Source organism: Paracidovorax anthurii (genome assembly GCF_003269065.1).
Classification (GTDB): domain Bacteria; phylum Pseudomonadota; class Gammaproteobacteria; order Burkholderiales; family Burkholderiaceae_C; genus Paracidovorax; species Paracidovorax anthurii.
Genome location: NZ_QLTA01000004.1, coordinates 22,931 through 36,885, shown reverse-complemented (window position 1 = coordinate 36,885; position 13,955 = coordinate 22,931). Strand labels below are relative to the sequence as shown.

The window sequence follows — 13,955 nt, the reverse complement described above, 5'->3', positions numbered from 1 at the left end:
AGGACCCTGCCATGCAACGCAACCGTTTTACCGGCCCCCGCGCGTTCGCGGCCTTCACCGCCACGGTGTTGCTGGCGGTCGCCGCCACGGCCATGACCCTGGTGCCCGACGAGGCCGTGCAGGCGGCCGACTCGCTGGTGAGCATCCCGGAACACCTGAACCAGATCCTGCCGTCCGACGCCTTCGCGCCCTGATCACCGTCCGCCGGGGCCTTCCGCCCCGAAACCGGCAGGCCCCGACAACGCCTCGCCCCCGGATCAGCGGGGCTCTCCTCCACGTTCCAGCACCGCCAGGCGCCGCCGTAGCGCCTCGGCCTCCACCGTATCGCCCCGCCCGGCCGCCAGCGCCGAGGCATGCAGCAGCCACGCCATGAGCGGGCGGCGCCAGCCCTGGGCGGATGCGGTGTCGATCGCCACCCGGGCCACCTCGGCCGTGCCGCCCCCCCGGCGCACCAGGGCCCCCGCCGCCACCAGGCGCGCGAGCGGGTCTTCCACCCCCGCCAGGGCCGGGGCGCCGCCCGCCAGGACCGCGCGCTGCGCCGGCGGCAACTGCTGCGCCGCCGCAGGCCCGGCGCGGCCTTCCAGGTAGTCCGCATAGGCCCGCTCCGCGTCGGCGGCGTCCGCGCGCAGCGGCTCGAAGGCCGGGCACCCGGTGGCGTCCAGGCTGGCGACGCGCGCGGCGCATTCCAGCAGGACGGTGCGCGCGAGCAGGTCGGGCCGGGCGGTGCGCGCGACCTCCGCGCGGGCGCGGCTCCATTCCTGGGCGGCCACGCGGTCGGCGCCGGACAGGTAGGCCTCGGTGGCCCGGGTGGCGGCGTCGTGGGCGTTCAGGCGCCAGTCGGGCACGGGGGGCTGCCGGGCGCAACCCGCGAGCAGCGCGGCGGCGATGGCCGTGGCGGCCAGCCCCGCCATGCGGCGGAAGCGGGCCGGGCGCGGGGCCTGGGAGGGTGTGTCTTGCGTCATGGCAGCCGGATGTCGGTGTCGCGCGCGAAGGGCCATTTGCGCTGGATCTCGTTGACCAGGCTCTCGACCTTGCGCAGGTTGCTTTCCACGTCGGCACGCAGGGCGCCGAGGTCGGTGGTGGCCTCGCGGGCGTTGGCGCCGATGGCCTGGGCCTCGGCCAGCACGGCGTCCACCTTGGCGAGGCTGCGGCGGGTGTCGGCGAGCAGGCCGTTGAGCTGGGTGACGGTGGCGCGCACGTCGGCCACGAGGCCCGCCTCGCCGCCCGCGCCGAACACCTGCCGGTCGGCCTTCGCGGCCATGCCGTCGATGCGCGCGAGGAGCTGGTTGGTACGGTCGAGCGTGGTGGTGATCTTCTTCGCCTCGGCCTCGCTGCCCATGAGCACGCCGAGCGCCCCGCCCGGGGCATTGAGCCGCTCGGTGAGCGTGCGCACGTTGGCGAGCGTGCCGCCCAGGGCGGCGTCCTGAGCCGTGAGCGCCTGCAGGTTGGAGAGCAGCTCGCGCGCGGCGGCCATGAGCTGCGGGATCTCGGCCGTGGCGTCGCCGCGCAGCACCGGGCGCACGGCGCCGTCCGGCAGGGGCGGGTCGGTCAGGATGCCGCTGTAGGCCTTGATGGTGGTGCCGCCCACGATGCCGCGCACCAGGGTGAACACGCTGGATTCGCGCAGCCAGTGCGCATCCTTGCGCGGCACGTCGATGAGGATGCGCACATTGCCGTCCTCGGCCAGCTCGGTGCGGCGCACGCGGCCGATGGGAAAGCCCGAGAAGGTCATGTCCATGCCCGCGACCACGCCTTCGGAGTCGTCGGCCGTGAGCACGAGCTGCTGCGTGGGCTCGAACACGCCGCGCGCATAGAGCAGGTAGAGCCCCGAGCCGACGATGAGCGCCAGCGTGAAGAGCAGCAGGGCCGCGGCCTTGCGCTCCAGGTGGGCCACGGGGCGCAGCAGCGCCTCGGACGGGTCGGCCGCGTCCGGCGGAGGCGGAGGCGGAGGCGGAGGGGGAAGGGAATCGTTCATCGCGGGGGGCCCGATGGGGTTCGGGTCAGTAGTAGTTGCCCAGGAGCGAGGCGATCTCGATCAGCAGCAGGACGGCGAACATGCGCGCGAGGCCGCCGAGTTCGGAGCCCCCGCCCGCCCGGTCCGCCGCATGCAGGCCCGAGGCCATGGGGATGAGCGCCACCGCCAGGCTGAAGAGCAGCGTCTTGAGCACGAACAGCAGGGTGACGGGCGGCGTGAAGACCTGCCCGAACATGCGGGTGTAGGCGGACACGCCCGCCGCGCTCAGGCCGTACACGCCCAGGTAGGCCATGGCCAGCGCCACCACGCAGGACAGCGCCGCCAGCGTGATGCTGGCGTAGATGCCCGCCACCACGCGGGGCAGCAGTTCCACGCGCACCGGGTCGGCGCCGCGCGCGCGCAGGGCCTCCCAGTGCCCGGACTGGCGCATGAGCGCGAGCCGGGTGCCGTTGGGAATGGTGGCGCGCAGGGCCACGAAGAGCGCGGCCATGAGCGGGATGAGTTCCAGCACGAGCACGCGGATGACCATCTCCAGCGCATAGCGCGACAGCCCGTAGCTCAGGGCGGTGACGACGACGATGCGCGTGACGACCAGGCAGATGAGCGCGACCAGCGCGGTGAAGCCCGGCAGGATCGGCGCCGTGTCCAGGTACATGTGCCGCGCGAGCCGCGCGCGCGTGGCGCGCCCGTAGCTGGAGGGCGAGAGCATGAGCACCGCCGCCACCGCGCCCAGGTGGACGATGCGCCACCACGCCACCGCCCAGCCGCGCGCGGCGCGCCAGAGGCGGTCGGGGAGCGCGGGGGGGCTCTGCAGGCGGGGGCCGGCCATCATGCGCCCATCATAGTGACGCATCCGCACGCCATGCATGAAACAAGGGCCACGTCGTTGATTCCTCTATCTCTTCAGCTATGCATTCAATAGCAAACATGCTCCTGATTCACACGTGGCGGCGGTGCGGCGGATCGGGCAGCGGCAGGGGCTCGGCGTCGGCCCGCGCGTGCAGGGCGTCGATCACGTGGCAGCGGCTGCCGTCCGTGCCGTCGCAGCGGCCGCGCAGCGAGATGAGCTGGGCCTCCAGCGCCTGCAGCTCCTGCAGGCGGGTGCGCACGTGCAGCAGGTGCCCGTCCACCGTGGCGCAGGCGGCATGGTCGGCGGCCGCGCCCGGGCCCTGGCCGAGCGCGAGCAGGGTGCGCACCTCGTCGAGCGACATGTCCATGGCGCGGCACAGGCGGATGAAGCGCAGGCGGTGGACCTCGTCGTCGCTGTAGAGGCGGTAGCGGTTGTCGGCGCGCGCCTGGGCGGGCAGCAGGCCTTCCTTCTCGTAATAGCGGATGTTGGCGGCGGGCACGCCCGAGAGGCGGGCGGCATCGCCGATACGGTGGTAGGGGCTTGCGGCGGACACGGCTTGACCTTGAAGCGGCTTGAAGGTTTTCAATCATGGCACGGCCCCGCCACGGGGTCTGTCGGAAATTGCCCATCTCGAAGGAAAAAGCCATGGCACAGCCTGCCTCCACGAACCCCATCCCGGCGAACCGCCCGCGCATCGATGTCGCGTGCGGCTGCGGCGCGGGAAGCTGCGCCCCCGAACCCGGCGCCGCGCGCACCGAAGCCCCCTCCACCAGCCACGATCACGACCACGACCATGGTTCCGACCGCGCCGGCGCGCCGCGCGCCGCCGCCGGTGGCGACAGCCACGGCCACGACCATGACCACGGCGTGCTGCCCGGCTGGGGGCGGCTCGGCGCCTCGCTGGCGGCCGCCTTCGGCGCGGAGCTGCTGGACCTGCTGGCACCCGCCACCCTGCCCTGGGAGATCGGCGGCATGGCCCTGGCGGCGGTGGCGATCCTGCTGGCCGGGCTGGGCGTGTACCGCAGCGGCCTGCGCGCGCTGATGCGCGGCCAGCTCGGCATCACCGCGCTGATGTCCGTGGCCGTGACCGGCGCCTTCCTGATCGGGCAGTGGCCCGAGGCGGCCATGGTGATGGCGCTCTATGCGCTGGCCGAGCGCATCGAGGACCGCGCCGTGGGCCGCGCGCGCGACGCCATCGGCGCGCTGCTGGCGCTGAGCCCCGACCAGGCCGAGCTGCGCGGCGAGGACGGCCGCTGGCGCACGGTGCCCGCGGCAGAGGTGCCGGTGGGCGCCGTGCTGCGCCTGCGCCCCGGCGCGCGCGTGCCGCTGGACGGCGTGGTGCTGGAGGGCCGCGGCGCGGTGGACGAATCCAGCGTGACGGGCGAGAGCCTGGCCGTGGACAAGGCCCCCGGCGACAGCCTCTACGCGGGCACGCTCAACGCCCAGTCCGAGCTGCAGCTGCGCGTGACCGCCGCCGCCGGCCACACCACGCTGGACCGCATCATCCGGGCGGTGGAGGAGGCCCAGGGCGCGCGCGCACCCATGCAGCGCTTCGTGGACCGCTTCGCCGCCATCTATACGCCCGCCGTCTTCGTGGTCGCAGCCGCCGTGGCCGTGGGCGCCCCGCTGCTGCTCGGCTGGGCGTGGCTGGACGCCATCTACCGCGCGCTGGTGCTGCTGGTGATCGCCTGCCCCTGCGCCCTGGTCATCGCCACGCCGGTGACGGTGGTGAGCGGCCTGGCGGCCGGCGCGCGGCGCGGCATCCTCATCAAGGGCGGCAACTGGCTGGAGCTGGCGCGCGGCGTGCGCGCCGTGGCCTTCGACAAGACGGGCACGGTGACGGCCGGCCGCCCGGTGCTGGTGGGCCGCGAGCGCTTCGGCGGCGACGGCGCGCCCGACGTGGCGGCGGCGCTCGCGGGCCGCTCGGACCACCCCGTCTCCAAGGCCATCGCGGCCGGCCTCGGCGATGCCCCGACGGACCTGCCCGTCGTGCAGGACTTCGCCGCCCTGCCCGGCCGCGGCGTGGAAGCGCGCGTGAACGGCGCCCCCTGGTTCCTGGGCAACCGCCGCCTCGCGCAGGAGCGCGGCCTGTGGACCGACGCGGTGGAGGCCGCCGCCAGCGCCCACGAGGCCCAGGGCCGCAGCGTGACGCTGCTGGGCAACGGCGAGGCCGTGCACGCGCTCTTCGCCGTGGCCGACACACTGCGCCCCCAGGCCGCCGAGGCCGTGGCCGACCTGCGCGCACTGGGCATCACCCCCGTGATGCTGACCGGCGACCATGCCGCCGCCGCGCAGGCCGCCGCGCGCGAGGCCGGCATCGACGAGGTGCAGGCCGGCCTGCTGCCCGAGCAGAAGCTCTCGGCCATCGCCGCGCTGCAGCAAAAGCACGGCATGACGGCCATGGCGGGCGACGGCATCAACGATGCGCCCGCGCTCGCCAAGGCCGACATCGGCTTCGCCATGGGCGCGGCCGGCACCGACGTGGCGATGGAGACCGCCGACGTGGTCATCATGAACGACGACCTGCGCCGCGTGGCCGAGACGGTGCGCCTCTCGCGCCGCACGCACGCCGTGCTGTGGCAGAACATCGCGCTGGCGCTGGGCATCAAGTCGGTGTTCTTCGTCCTCGCGCTGTTCGGGCAGGCCACGATGTGGATGGCCGTGTTCGCCGACATGGGCGCCAGCCTGCTGGTGGTGGCCAACGGGCTGCGCATGCTGCGCGGGGCCCAGGGCGGCGCGAAGCGCTGACGCCACCCGCCCTGCCCGCCCTGCCCGCCCCGCGCGGCTGGCGCGGGTCTTGCAGGGCCCCGGGGCATGCCGCGCCCCGGAAACCGCCTCCGCCCACGCCCAGAGATCAGGGCTTACCCTAAAATCCGGTCCATGTCGGCGTATTTTCTACGTAGTTCGCTATCAAAAGCAGAGCATCGCACTCCCGCATGCCGGAGCCGGCTTGATGCACCACAATCCCCCTCCGGGGCCTGCATGGTGCAATCGCGGGCTGCGCGCCTGGCGCCGCGCCCGTCCCTGCCACCCCTTGTCTCCACCCTGCCATGAGCCAGACCCTCAGCCCACCGCCCGCACCGCCCATGGTTCCGCACACCGCCACCGAAGACACCCTGGCCCTCTTCTCGGGCGTGCTGCTGATCTCGATCGGCGTGGCCTTCTTCACCAGCGCCGGGCTGCTCACGGGCGGCACGGCGGGGCTGGCCTTCCTGCTGCACTACGCCACGGGCACGGGCTTCGGCAAGTGGTTCTTCCTGCTGAACCTGCCCTTCTACTGGCTGGCGTGGCGCAGGATGGGCCGGGCCTTCACGCTCAAGACCTTCGCGGCGGTGCTGCTGCTGTCGGTGCTGACCGAGGCGCAGTCGCGCTTCCTGCAGCTCTCGGCGCTGCAGCCGCTCTACGCGGCCGTGGCGGGCGGGATCATCACCGGCACCGGCTTCCTGGTGCTGTTCCGCCACCGCTGCAGCCTGGGCGGCGTGGGCATCCTGGCGCTGTACCTGCAGGACCGCCACGGCTGGCGCGCGGGCAAGGTGCAGATGGGCGTGGACTGCGCCATCGTGCTGCTCGCGCTGTTCACCGTGGAGCCCGGGCGCGTGCTGTGGTCCATCGTGGGCGCGGTGGTGCTCAACCTCGTGCTGGCGATGAACCACCGGCCCGGGCGGTACATGGCCGTTTGAGCCGGCGGGGCCGCATCGCCCCGCCGCCGCGAAAGGTCAAGACGCTCCCCCCGTATCATTGCCGCCCATGCGCCGCTCCGTCGTCTTCCTTGCCCTGATCGTGCTCGTGGCCCTGCGCGGCCTCGTGGGCCCGGCCATGGCGACGCAGATGGCCGTGGGCATGGCGCACGGGCAGCCGGCCGCCCCGGCGCACGGCGCCGCCGCACAGGCGCACCACGGCGAAGGGCATGGCGGCCACCATGCCGATACCGATGCCGGAGCGGGCCTGCCCGCCTGCCACACGGCCGGCGGCGCGCTCTCCGCGCCGGACTGCGATACCCACACGGCCCACGCGCCGCACGCGGCCTGCGCCGACTGCGAGATCTGCCACACCGCGGTCATCACCCCACCCCCGGCCGCCATCGGCGCCCCCCCCCACGGCGGCGGCCCCCGGGCCCTGGCCGCCACCCGCTTCGCGAGCGCGCTGCCCGCGCGGGCCACCAAGCCCCCCATCGCCTGAGCCTCGACGCCCGAAGTGCGTCCGCGCCGGCCGAGCCGCCCCTTGCAGGCGGCGCGCGCCCGCGGCCGCGTTCCGTTCCCCGAGACCAGGAGATGCCACCATGCGCACGCCGTGGCCCCCAGCCCGTTCCTTACGTTCCCTTTTTTCTTTCGCCGCCACTCTCCCGTTCGCCGCCGCGCTGCTGGCGCCCCTCCCGGCGCTGGCGCAGCAGCCCGCGCCCGATGCCGCCCGGGCGGATGCGCCCAGCCCCGCGCCGCGCCATGCGGCGCTGCCCGCCTGGCCCGCCGAGGGCCCTCCCGTGGACTGGCGCGCCGCCCACGCAGCCTTGGACGCGGCCCCGCACGGACACGCCGGCGCCGCCCCTGACACCCCGGCCGAACAGCCATCCGCGCCGCGCCTGGGCGGCCATGGCAGCCACGGCGCTCATCAGGGCCATGCCGGCCATGCCAGCCACGGCACCGCCCTGGACAGCGCCCCCGATCCGCACGGAGGGCACCAGCCATGACCCGCACGACCCCGAAGCCGCCCACCGCCCTGCGCCGCTGCGCCCTCGCCGCCACCGCCCTGCTGCTCGCGGGCTGCGCCAGCGTCTCGCCCGACGGCCTGCGCGGTGGCGTGCAGGCCGCGCTGCAGGGCCGCGCCGCCGGCGCCGACGGCGCGCAACTGCCCTCGCCCGACCCGGCCGCGCGGCAGGCGGCCGACGACGCCGTCGCGCGCTGGCTGGCCGCGCCGCTCACGCAGGATGCGGCCGTGCGCATCGCCCTGCTGCGCAATCCCGGCCTGCAGGCCCGCCTGGCCCGGCTCGGCGTGCGGGACGCGGAGCGCGTGCAGGCGCTCACCCCGGCCAACCCGGTGCTGATGCTCGGCCGACTCACCAAACCGCACGAGCGCGAGATCGAGCGCTCGATCACCTTCGGGCTGATCGACCTCGTCACCCTGCCCTGGCGCGGCCGCTGGCAGGGCAGCGAACGCGAGCAGGACACCCTGGCCGCCGCCACCGATGCCGCGCGGCTGGCCAGCGACGCGCGGCGCGCCTGGCTGCGCGCCGTGGCCGCGCAGGAGACGCTGGCCGCGCACGAGCGCATGCACGAGGCCGCCGAGGCCGGCGCCGAGCTGGCCCGCCGCATGGCCCGCGTCGGCCACTGGAGCCGGCTGCAGCAGGCGCGCGAGCAGGCCGTGCTGGCCGATGCGCGCGCGCGGCTCGCCCAGGCGCGGCTGGCCGATGCCACGGCGCGCGAAACGCTCGCGCTCACGCTCGGCCTCTGGGGCGCCCAGGCCGCGGCCATCGCGCTGCCCGCGCGCCTGCCCGATCCGCCCGGCGCGCCGATGGAGGCCGACGCGCTGGAGCGGCAGGCGCTGCGCGAGCGCCTGGACGTGCGCGCCGCCCGGCTCGCGCTGGACCGCGTGGCCGACCAGCAGGGCTTCGCCCGCGCCGGCCAGGTGTTCGGCGAGATCGGCCTGGGCTACCAGCGCAACACCACCACCGGGCGCGGCACCAACGGCACCGGCGGCCACGCCGAGGTGCAGCGCGGCTGGGAGCTGGAGCTGCCCCTGCCGCTCTTCGACGCGGGCGGCGCGGCCAACGCCCGCGCGCAGGCGCTGGTGCGCGAGAACGCCGCGCTGCTGCAGCAGACGGCCCTGCAGGCGCGCGCCGAGGTGCGCACGCGCTGGCTCGCCTACCGCACCGCCTGGGAGCTGGCGCGCGAGCAGTCGGACACCGTGGTGCCCCTGCGCCGCCTGATCCAGGACGAGACCCTGCTGCGCTACAACGGCATGCTCGCCAGCGTCTGGGAGCTGCTCGCCGAGGCGCGGCAGAGCACCCAGGCCGTGGCCGACGCCGTGGCGGCGCGGCGCGACTTCTGGCTCGCGGACACCGACCTGCAATTCGCGCTCGCCGCCGCATCGCCCGGCGCCGCGATCGCCTCCCCGTCCAACCCCTCCCTCGCCAGCGCGGCCCCGGCCGGCGCGGGCCACTGACCATGCAACGCAGAAACTTCTTCGCCGGCGCGGCCACGGCCGTGGCCGCGCTCTCGGCCGCCTCCGTGGGCCGCGCCGCCCTCGCCGCCCTGCCCGAGGCCGCCAGCCAGCAGGGCCCGGGCACCCGGGTGCCGCCGCCGCCCCCCGACGGCCGGCCCTTCCACCCCGTGGTCACCCTCAACGGCTGGAGCCTGCCCTGGCGCATGAACGACGGCGTCAAGGAATTCCACCTCGTCGCCGAGCCCGTGGTGCGCGAGTTCGCACCCGGCTTCAGCGTCAACCTCTGGGGCTACAACGGGCAGAGCCCCGGCCCCACCATCGAGGTGGTCGAGGGCGACCGCGTGCGCATCTTCGTCACCAACCGCCTGCCCGAGCACACCAGCGTGCACTGGCACGGCCAGCGCCTGCCCTGCGGCATGGACGGCGTCTCGGGCCTCACCCAGCCGGCCATTCCCGCCGGCAAGACCTTCGTCTACGAGTTCACCGCGCGGCGGCCCGGCACCTTCATGTACCACCCGCACGCCGACGAGATGGTGCAGATGGCCATGGGCCTCATGGGCCTGTGGATCACCCACCCGCGCCTGGACGCGCGCGGCCGGCACCCGCAGATCGCCACGGCGCACCGCGACGTCGCCTTCCTGCTGGGCGCCTTCGCGGTGGAGCCCGGCAGCCGCACGCCGCGCGTGAATGAGATGACCGACTTCAACATCTGGTCGTGGAACAGCCGCGTCTTCCCCGGCATCGACCCCATCGTGGCCGGGCGCGGCGAACGCGTGCGGCTGCGCGTGGGCAACCTCACCATGACCAACCACCCCATCCATGTGCACGGCCACGAGTTCGAGGTGACGGGCACCGACGGCGGCACCGTGCCCCCCTCGGCCCGCTGGCCCGAGGTGACCACCGACATCGCCGTGGGCCAGATGCGGCAGATCGAATTTATCGCCGACGAGCCGGGCGACTGGGCCGTGCACTGCCACAAGAGCCACCACACCATGGGCGCCATGGGCCACGACGTGCCCACCATGATCGGCGTTCAGCATGAGGACCTCGCGGGAAAGATCCGCAAGATCGTGCCCGACTACATGGCCATGGGCGAACGCGGCATGGCCGACATGGGCGCCATGGAAATGCCCCTGCCCGACAACACCCTGCCCATGATGGCCGGCACCGGCCCCTTCGGCCCGCTGGAGATGGGCGGCATGTTCAGCGTGCTCAAGGTGCGCGAGGGCCTGGCGCGCGGCGACTGGCGCGACCCCGGCGACTACGCGCATCCGCCCGGCACCGTGGCGCGCGAATGGCAGGGCGAACCGGCCGGCCTGCCCCCCGCGCACGCCCACCCGCCCACAGGCGCCGCGCCTTCCGCCCCGGACCGCGCTACCGACCGCGCCAACGTGCGCAAGCCCGGCCATGCCCACCACTGAACGGGCGGGCCAGCCCGCAATCGCTACGAAATAAATAGCAAACTCCATAGCAAATACGGCGACATGGAAGACTTTTCATCACCTATCCACGCCCTGGGAGCCCTCTGGCGGCCTCCTGGGCAGGGCGAGCCCTTCCCCCCGGCCCGCCGCGCACCCGCCATCCCGCACCTTTCCAGGAGCCCTGCCATGCACCAAACCACCCCGCATTCCGCCCCCCTGCGCCGCCGCGCCCTGCTCGCCGCCGCGGCGGCCAGTGCCGCCGCCACCGCCCTGCCCGCCCGGGCCCAGGCCAGCGCCCCGCCCACCCCGCTCGAAGTCTGGAAAGACCCGAGCTGCGGCTGCTGCCAGGACTGGGTGGACCACCTGCGCGCCAACGGCTTCGCGCCCACCGTGCACGAAACGGGCAACACCGCCGTGCGCAAGCGCCTGGGCCTGCCCGACCGCCTGGGCTCGTGCCACACGGCCCTCGTCGGCGGCTACCTCATCGAAGGCCACGTACCCGCCGCCGACGTGCGGCGCCTGCTGCGCGAAAAGCCCCAGGCCCTGGGCCTGGCCGTGCCCGGCATGCCCGTGGGCTCGCCCGGCATGGACGGCGCGATCTATGGCGGCCGCCGCGACGCCTACGACGTGCTGCTCGTCGCGCGCGACGGCAGCACCCGCGTGTTCACGAGCTACCCCGCGCAGGCCGGCAAGGCCCCCGCATGACGCGCATGACGCGTGCCGCCGCGCGCCCCACGCCCACAGCGGCAGATTGCGCCGGGGCGCGGCCCCAATAGCGCATGTGCGCCCGTTCGCGCCGGCCTTTTCGGCACCGCACCGGCGGCGTGCGCGCCTAGCATCGGAGCCTCCTCCAACACTCTTCCCTTGCCGGGTCTTGCGCCATGTCCGACTTGCTCGTTTCCTTCCCCTTCGACCAGCTCGGCGAGGCGCGCGAATACCGCCCCCCAGCCGACCGCGTGATCGAGGGCGACATCGTCTGCCGCAACTGGGACATCGACAGCGCCAAGGACGGCGCCGTTCGCGCGGGCGTGTGGGAATCCACGCCAGGCCTCAACCACTCCATCAAGGGCGAGACCTGGGAGTTCTGCCTGATCCTTTCCGGCGTGGTGGAGATCACCGAAAAGGGCCATGGGCCGAAGCTCTTCAAGGCCGGCGACTGCTTCATCATGAAGCCGGGGTACGTGGGCACGTGGCGCACGATCGAGACGGTGCGCAAGGTGTGGGTGATGGCCTGACACGGCCGGGGCGGTCGGCGGGGCCGCCGCGGGGGCGCCATCGCATCCAGGCGCACCGCAATGCCACCGGCTGGCAGCGCTGCTCCTGACGCCGGTGCCCAAACGCGGTGCCGCGCCATCCCTCACCCGGCTCGGAAACGCGGGCCGTTGCGAAGCGTTTGGCAGAATCGGCCGCATGATCCATTACCGAGCCTGGGTTGCGGCAACGCTCCTCTTCCTGTCAAAGACTGCCTTCGCTCAAGCCGTGACGCTCGACTGCGGTGCCACGAACGAGAACATGACGGTGAGGTACTTCACGGACAGAGAATCGAAGCAGGCCCGAGCGCATGCTGTGGATTTGTGGAGCCTCCTGAGACCGAAGCAGTGCCCCGACAATGGCCCTTGCTATGTCACGGCGCTTCTTTCCAGGAAACTCTCGTGCCATAAGGCGCACGGGGTGTTCACCTACCACCTCAAGCCAGTGGTGTTCAACGCAAACCTTCAGGGGCAATGCGGGGCACGGATTACCGGCGAGGTCACCATCTTCTTCAACGGCAAGAAGATTCTTCCCGCAACCGAGTTCGAGAATCCCGCGTCCTGTTTCAACGGCACGGAAGAGCCCGAGATCAGCGCCATCACGATTCGGCCTGATGGCTCCCAGCCCGTCATCCAGCGCGCGCAGGCGCGTTGAATCTTCTCGCCGCCAGAACGCATCGATGCACCTTCGGCCAGTGGTGAAACTGCGGGTCTTGAATGGGAACGGGAGCCTTGGTGAACACGCGTGCCGCTGTACTCCGTGCTATGGCTCCCGGCTCGTTGGGCGACATCCTTGCGGCCAGCCATTGCCTGTCAGAAGACGTAGCGGCTGACTCGCTCATGTTTGAGGTTGGGGGATTCAATACTCCGTCACGCAGACGCAGGGAGACAGCAATTTCGTCGGCCTGACTGTCCTCCGCATCGAGGGAGAAAGTATCAAATCCTTCCAGTGCGATAAGCCAGTCCCATGAAGGGGTACGGCTTGTGTCTGAAAGCACTCCTCAGGAAAGGCCGATGTCAGTCAGACAGATTGATCGGTCAAGGTCTTCGGTCCCCTCCCAGTGCTATGTGACCGTTTTAGGCTGGTTACCGACTCTCAGTGTGGAAGGTTCAAGCGGCGGCTGTGCGATCAAAGCGGTCGCTCATCAACCTCTGGCAAGCGCGCCGCTAAGGATGCCGCGCTTGTAGCCGTCGTAGCCGGCACGCGGGCAGCCCTCGCGAGTACGCCCATCCATCACTGCGGCGTTAGGCTGGGCCTGGCGACCTTGTGTCACGTGAATGATGGAGCGCAGATCCGAGACCATCGCTTCGAAGTAGCCTGCATCCAGCCAGCGGCGGCTCTGCTGGTGAGACCGCCTCCCAAGGCGGCCGATCGTTGGGCAACGTCCGCCTGGGCGCTCCCCGCGCACACCAGCCAGCGCAGGGCGTTGAAAAGAATTCGCGCAGATCGTGCTCGCGCTGTGGAGCATGCTGGTCCATCAGGGTCTCAGGTAGGGCGCAGCGAAGCTCCATTCTTTATCGCTGAAGTCCATCGGGTGGGGCTTGCGTGACATTCGCAAACTCTACCCACGGCCTCGCTCTCACGGAGCAAGTTTCATAACACGCTCTAATGGCACTATTGGAGAATCATTCTTATGTATCTATTGATTTCATCGCGTGAGATGCGCGGATTAAATTCGCAATCCAAGAATTCACCCTCATCATTTTCAAACCCACAAGGCATGAAATCATTGCGATGATTCTTGTACAGGTGGTAATGGAGTGCGCGAAAAAAATCCAGAAAATCAACTTCAAAAAAACATTCTGAGATGTACTCCGATTCATAATGCAAAGCTCGCTTAATCGAACCATCAGAGTGCCGAAATACTCCTTCAAGATGGCTTAAAGCATCTTCCTCTATAGATTCCAGCTGATTTTTGGTTATATTGTTTACGCACTTAAAAGCACAAAACAGATAATAACCTGGGCTCTCCGAGCTGGATGAGCGTGTCGTTAGATTTCCCATGGTTATACCTACCTTGGCAAATGCACGATCTCTATCATTGGCGCCAAGATAAAGCCATTTCTCAGTCGACTCAAAATTTTCTTTTGATTTATTATGGAGAAATTCCATTTTATAACAAGCAAATGGATCAAGCTCCAATCCGTACTCTCTTTTAATTCTTTTCAAATCTTCCTCCTATATAAAACTGGTTAAACTGACAGCCCATTTATTGCAAACGAGGCTCCGGCGAGTGTCCTCTCCTAGCGCACTGCAGGCGTTCACCGGGGTATTGTGAACAACTGCTCTGGGTCGAAACCGC

General features: G+C 71.3%; 15 protein-coding genes and 1 pseudogene. 10 read left to right on the top strand and 6 right to left on the bottom strand.

What is annotated here, in order from left to right; translation table 11 throughout:
* Positions 1-11: 11 nt before the first annotated feature.
* Entirely contained in the window at positions 12-194 is a 183-nt protein-coding gene (locus tag AX018_RS03335) for a hypothetical protein (protein WP_111875900.1), read from the top strand.
* 63 nt (positions 195-257) lie between these two features.
* Here AX018_RS03335 and AX018_RS03330 read toward each other — a convergent pair whose 3' ends face one another.
* The 4 genes from AX018_RS03330 to AX018_RS03315 form a co-directional block, all read right to left on the bottom strand.
* Complete coding sequence (locus AX018_RS03330; RefSeq protein WP_111876005.1) at positions 258-911, bottom strand: hypothetical protein; 654 nt, start codon at positions 909-911, stop codon at positions 258-260.
* 47 nt (positions 912-958) lie between these two features.
* Entirely contained in the window at positions 959-1,975 is a 1,017-nt protein-coding gene (locus tag AX018_RS03325; protein WP_211322357.1) for an MlaD family protein, read from the bottom strand.
* A 25-nt stretch (positions 1,976-2,000) separates the two neighbouring features.
* Entirely contained in the window at positions 2,001-2,807 is an 807-nt protein-coding gene (locus AX018_RS03320) for an MlaE family ABC transporter permease (RefSeq protein ID WP_245951411.1), read from the bottom strand.
* Between the two features lie 106 nt (positions 2,808-2,913).
* The gene (locus AX018_RS03315; protein WP_111875899.1) at positions 2,914-3,378 is read right to left on the bottom strand and encodes a Cd(II)/Pb(II)-responsive transcriptional regulator; all 465 of its coding nucleotides are present in this window, start codon (positions 3,376-3,378) and stop codon (positions 2,914-2,916) included.
* Positions 3,379-3,470: 92 nt separating this feature from the next.
* Here AX018_RS03315 and AX018_RS03310 point away from each other — a divergent pair, with 92 nt between their 5' ends.
* The 9 genes from AX018_RS03310 (at position 3,471) to AX018_RS03270 (ending at position 12,307) form a co-directional block, all read left to right on the top strand.
* Positions 3,471-5,573, top strand: a complete 2,103-nt coding sequence (locus tag AX018_RS03310; protein WP_111875898.1) for a heavy metal translocating P-type ATPase — start codon at positions 3,471-3,473, stop codon at positions 5,571-5,573.
* A 302-nt stretch (positions 5,574-5,875) separates the two neighbouring features.
* The gene (locus AX018_RS03305; RefSeq protein WP_111875897.1) at positions 5,876-6,505 is read left to right on the top strand and encodes a YitT family protein; all 630 of its coding nucleotides are present in this window, start codon (positions 5,876-5,878) and stop codon (positions 6,503-6,505) included.
* Positions 6,506-6,572: 67 nt separating this feature from the next.
* Positions 6,573-7,004, top strand: a complete 432-nt coding sequence (locus AX018_RS03300) for a hypothetical protein (RefSeq protein WP_111875896.1) — start codon at positions 6,573-6,575, stop codon at positions 7,002-7,004.
* A 100-nt stretch (positions 7,005-7,104) separates the two neighbouring features.
* Complete coding sequence (locus AX018_RS24595; RefSeq protein WP_146749211.1) at positions 7,105-7,509, top strand: hypothetical protein; 405 nt, start codon at positions 7,105-7,107, stop codon at positions 7,507-7,509.
* Positions 7,506-8,981, top strand: coding sequence for a TolC family protein (locus tag AX018_RS03290; RefSeq protein ID WP_111875894.1), 1,476 nt, complete (start codon positions 7,506-7,508; stop codon positions 8,979-8,981). Before AX018_RS24595 ends, AX018_RS03290 begins: the two co-directional genes overlap by 4 nt.
* A 2-nt stretch (positions 8,982-8,983) precedes the next feature.
* Positions 8,984-10,402 carry a multicopper oxidase family protein gene (locus AX018_RS03285; protein ID WP_111875893.1) on the top strand — a complete coding sequence of 473 codons (1,419 nt, stop codon included), beginning with the start codon at positions 8,984-8,986 and terminating at the stop codon, positions 10,400-10,402.
* Positions 10,403-10,588: 186 nt separating this feature from the next.
* Positions 10,589-11,107 carry a DUF411 domain-containing protein gene (locus tag AX018_RS03280; protein WP_111875892.1) on the top strand — a complete coding sequence of 173 codons (519 nt, stop codon included), beginning with the start codon at positions 10,589-10,591 and terminating at the stop codon, positions 11,105-11,107.
* 176 nt (positions 11,108-11,283) lie between these two features.
* The gene (locus AX018_RS03275; protein WP_111875891.1) at positions 11,284-11,637 is read left to right on the top strand and encodes a cupin domain-containing protein; all 354 of its coding nucleotides are present in this window, start codon (positions 11,284-11,286) and stop codon (positions 11,635-11,637) included.
* 175 nt (positions 11,638-11,812) lie between these two features.
* On the top strand, positions 11,813-12,307 hold the full coding sequence (locus AX018_RS03270; RefSeq protein ID WP_111875890.1) for a hypothetical protein: 495 nt from the start codon (positions 11,813-11,815) through the stop codon (positions 12,305-12,307).
* Between the two features lie 523 nt (positions 12,308-12,830).
* Here AX018_RS03270 and AX018_RS03265 read toward each other — a convergent pair.
* Positions 12,831-13,205: pseudogene (locus tag AX018_RS03265) on the bottom strand (transposase); the annotation flags it as partial.
* Positions 13,206-13,267: 62 nt separating this feature from the next.
* Positions 13,268-13,822: a hypothetical protein gene (locus AX018_RS24590; protein WP_146749210.1), complete on the bottom strand. Its 555-nt coding sequence runs from the start codon at positions 13,820-13,822 to the stop codon at positions 13,268-13,270.
* Positions 13,823-13,955: the final 133 nt, after the last annotated feature.

Excerpts from the sequence above, each read along its gene's own strand:
- AX018_RS03335 (WP_111875900.1), top strand. The coding sequence starts at position 12 with ATGCAACGCAACCGTTTTACCGGCCCCCGCGCGTTCGCGGCCTTCACC.
- AX018_RS03330 (WP_111876005.1), bottom strand. The coding sequence starts at position 911 with ATGGCGGGGCTGGCCGCCACGGCCATCGCCGCCGCGCTGCTCGCGGGT.
- AX018_RS03325 (WP_211322357.1), bottom strand. The coding sequence starts at position 1,975 with ATGAACGATTCCCTTCCCCCTCCGCCTCCGCCTCCGCCTCCGCCGGAC.
- AX018_RS03320 (WP_245951411.1), bottom strand. The coding sequence starts at position 2,807 with ATGATGGCCGGCCCCCGCCTGCAGAGCCCCCCCGCGCTCCCCGACCGC.
- AX018_RS03310 (WP_111875898.1), top strand. The coding sequence starts at position 3,471 with ATGGCACAGCCTGCCTCCACGAACCCCATCCCGGCGAACCGCCCGCGC.
- AX018_RS03305 (WP_111875897.1), top strand. The coding sequence starts at position 5,876 with ATGAGCCAGACCCTCAGCCCACCGCCCGCACCGCCCATGGTTCCGCAC.
- AX018_RS03300 (WP_111875896.1), top strand. The coding sequence starts at position 6,573 with ATGCGCCGCTCCGTCGTCTTCCTTGCCCTGATCGTGCTCGTGGCCCTG.
- AX018_RS24595 (WP_146749211.1), top strand. The coding sequence starts at position 7,105 with ATGCGCACGCCGTGGCCCCCAGCCCGTTCCTTACGTTCCCTTTTTTCT.
- AX018_RS03290 (WP_111875894.1), top strand. The coding sequence starts at position 7,506 with ATGACCCGCACGACCCCGAAGCCGCCCACCGCCCTGCGCCGCTGCGCC.
- AX018_RS03285 (WP_111875893.1), top strand. The coding sequence starts at position 8,984 with ATGCAACGCAGAAACTTCTTCGCCGGCGCGGCCACGGCCGTGGCCGCG.
- AX018_RS03280 (WP_111875892.1), top strand. The coding sequence starts at position 10,589 with ATGCACCAAACCACCCCGCATTCCGCCCCCCTGCGCCGCCGCGCCCTG.
- AX018_RS03275 (WP_111875891.1), top strand. The coding sequence starts at position 11,284 with ATGTCCGACTTGCTCGTTTCCTTCCCCTTCGACCAGCTCGGCGAGGCG.
- AX018_RS03270 (WP_111875890.1), top strand. The coding sequence starts at position 11,813 with ATGATCCATTACCGAGCCTGGGTTGCGGCAACGCTCCTCTTCCTGTCA.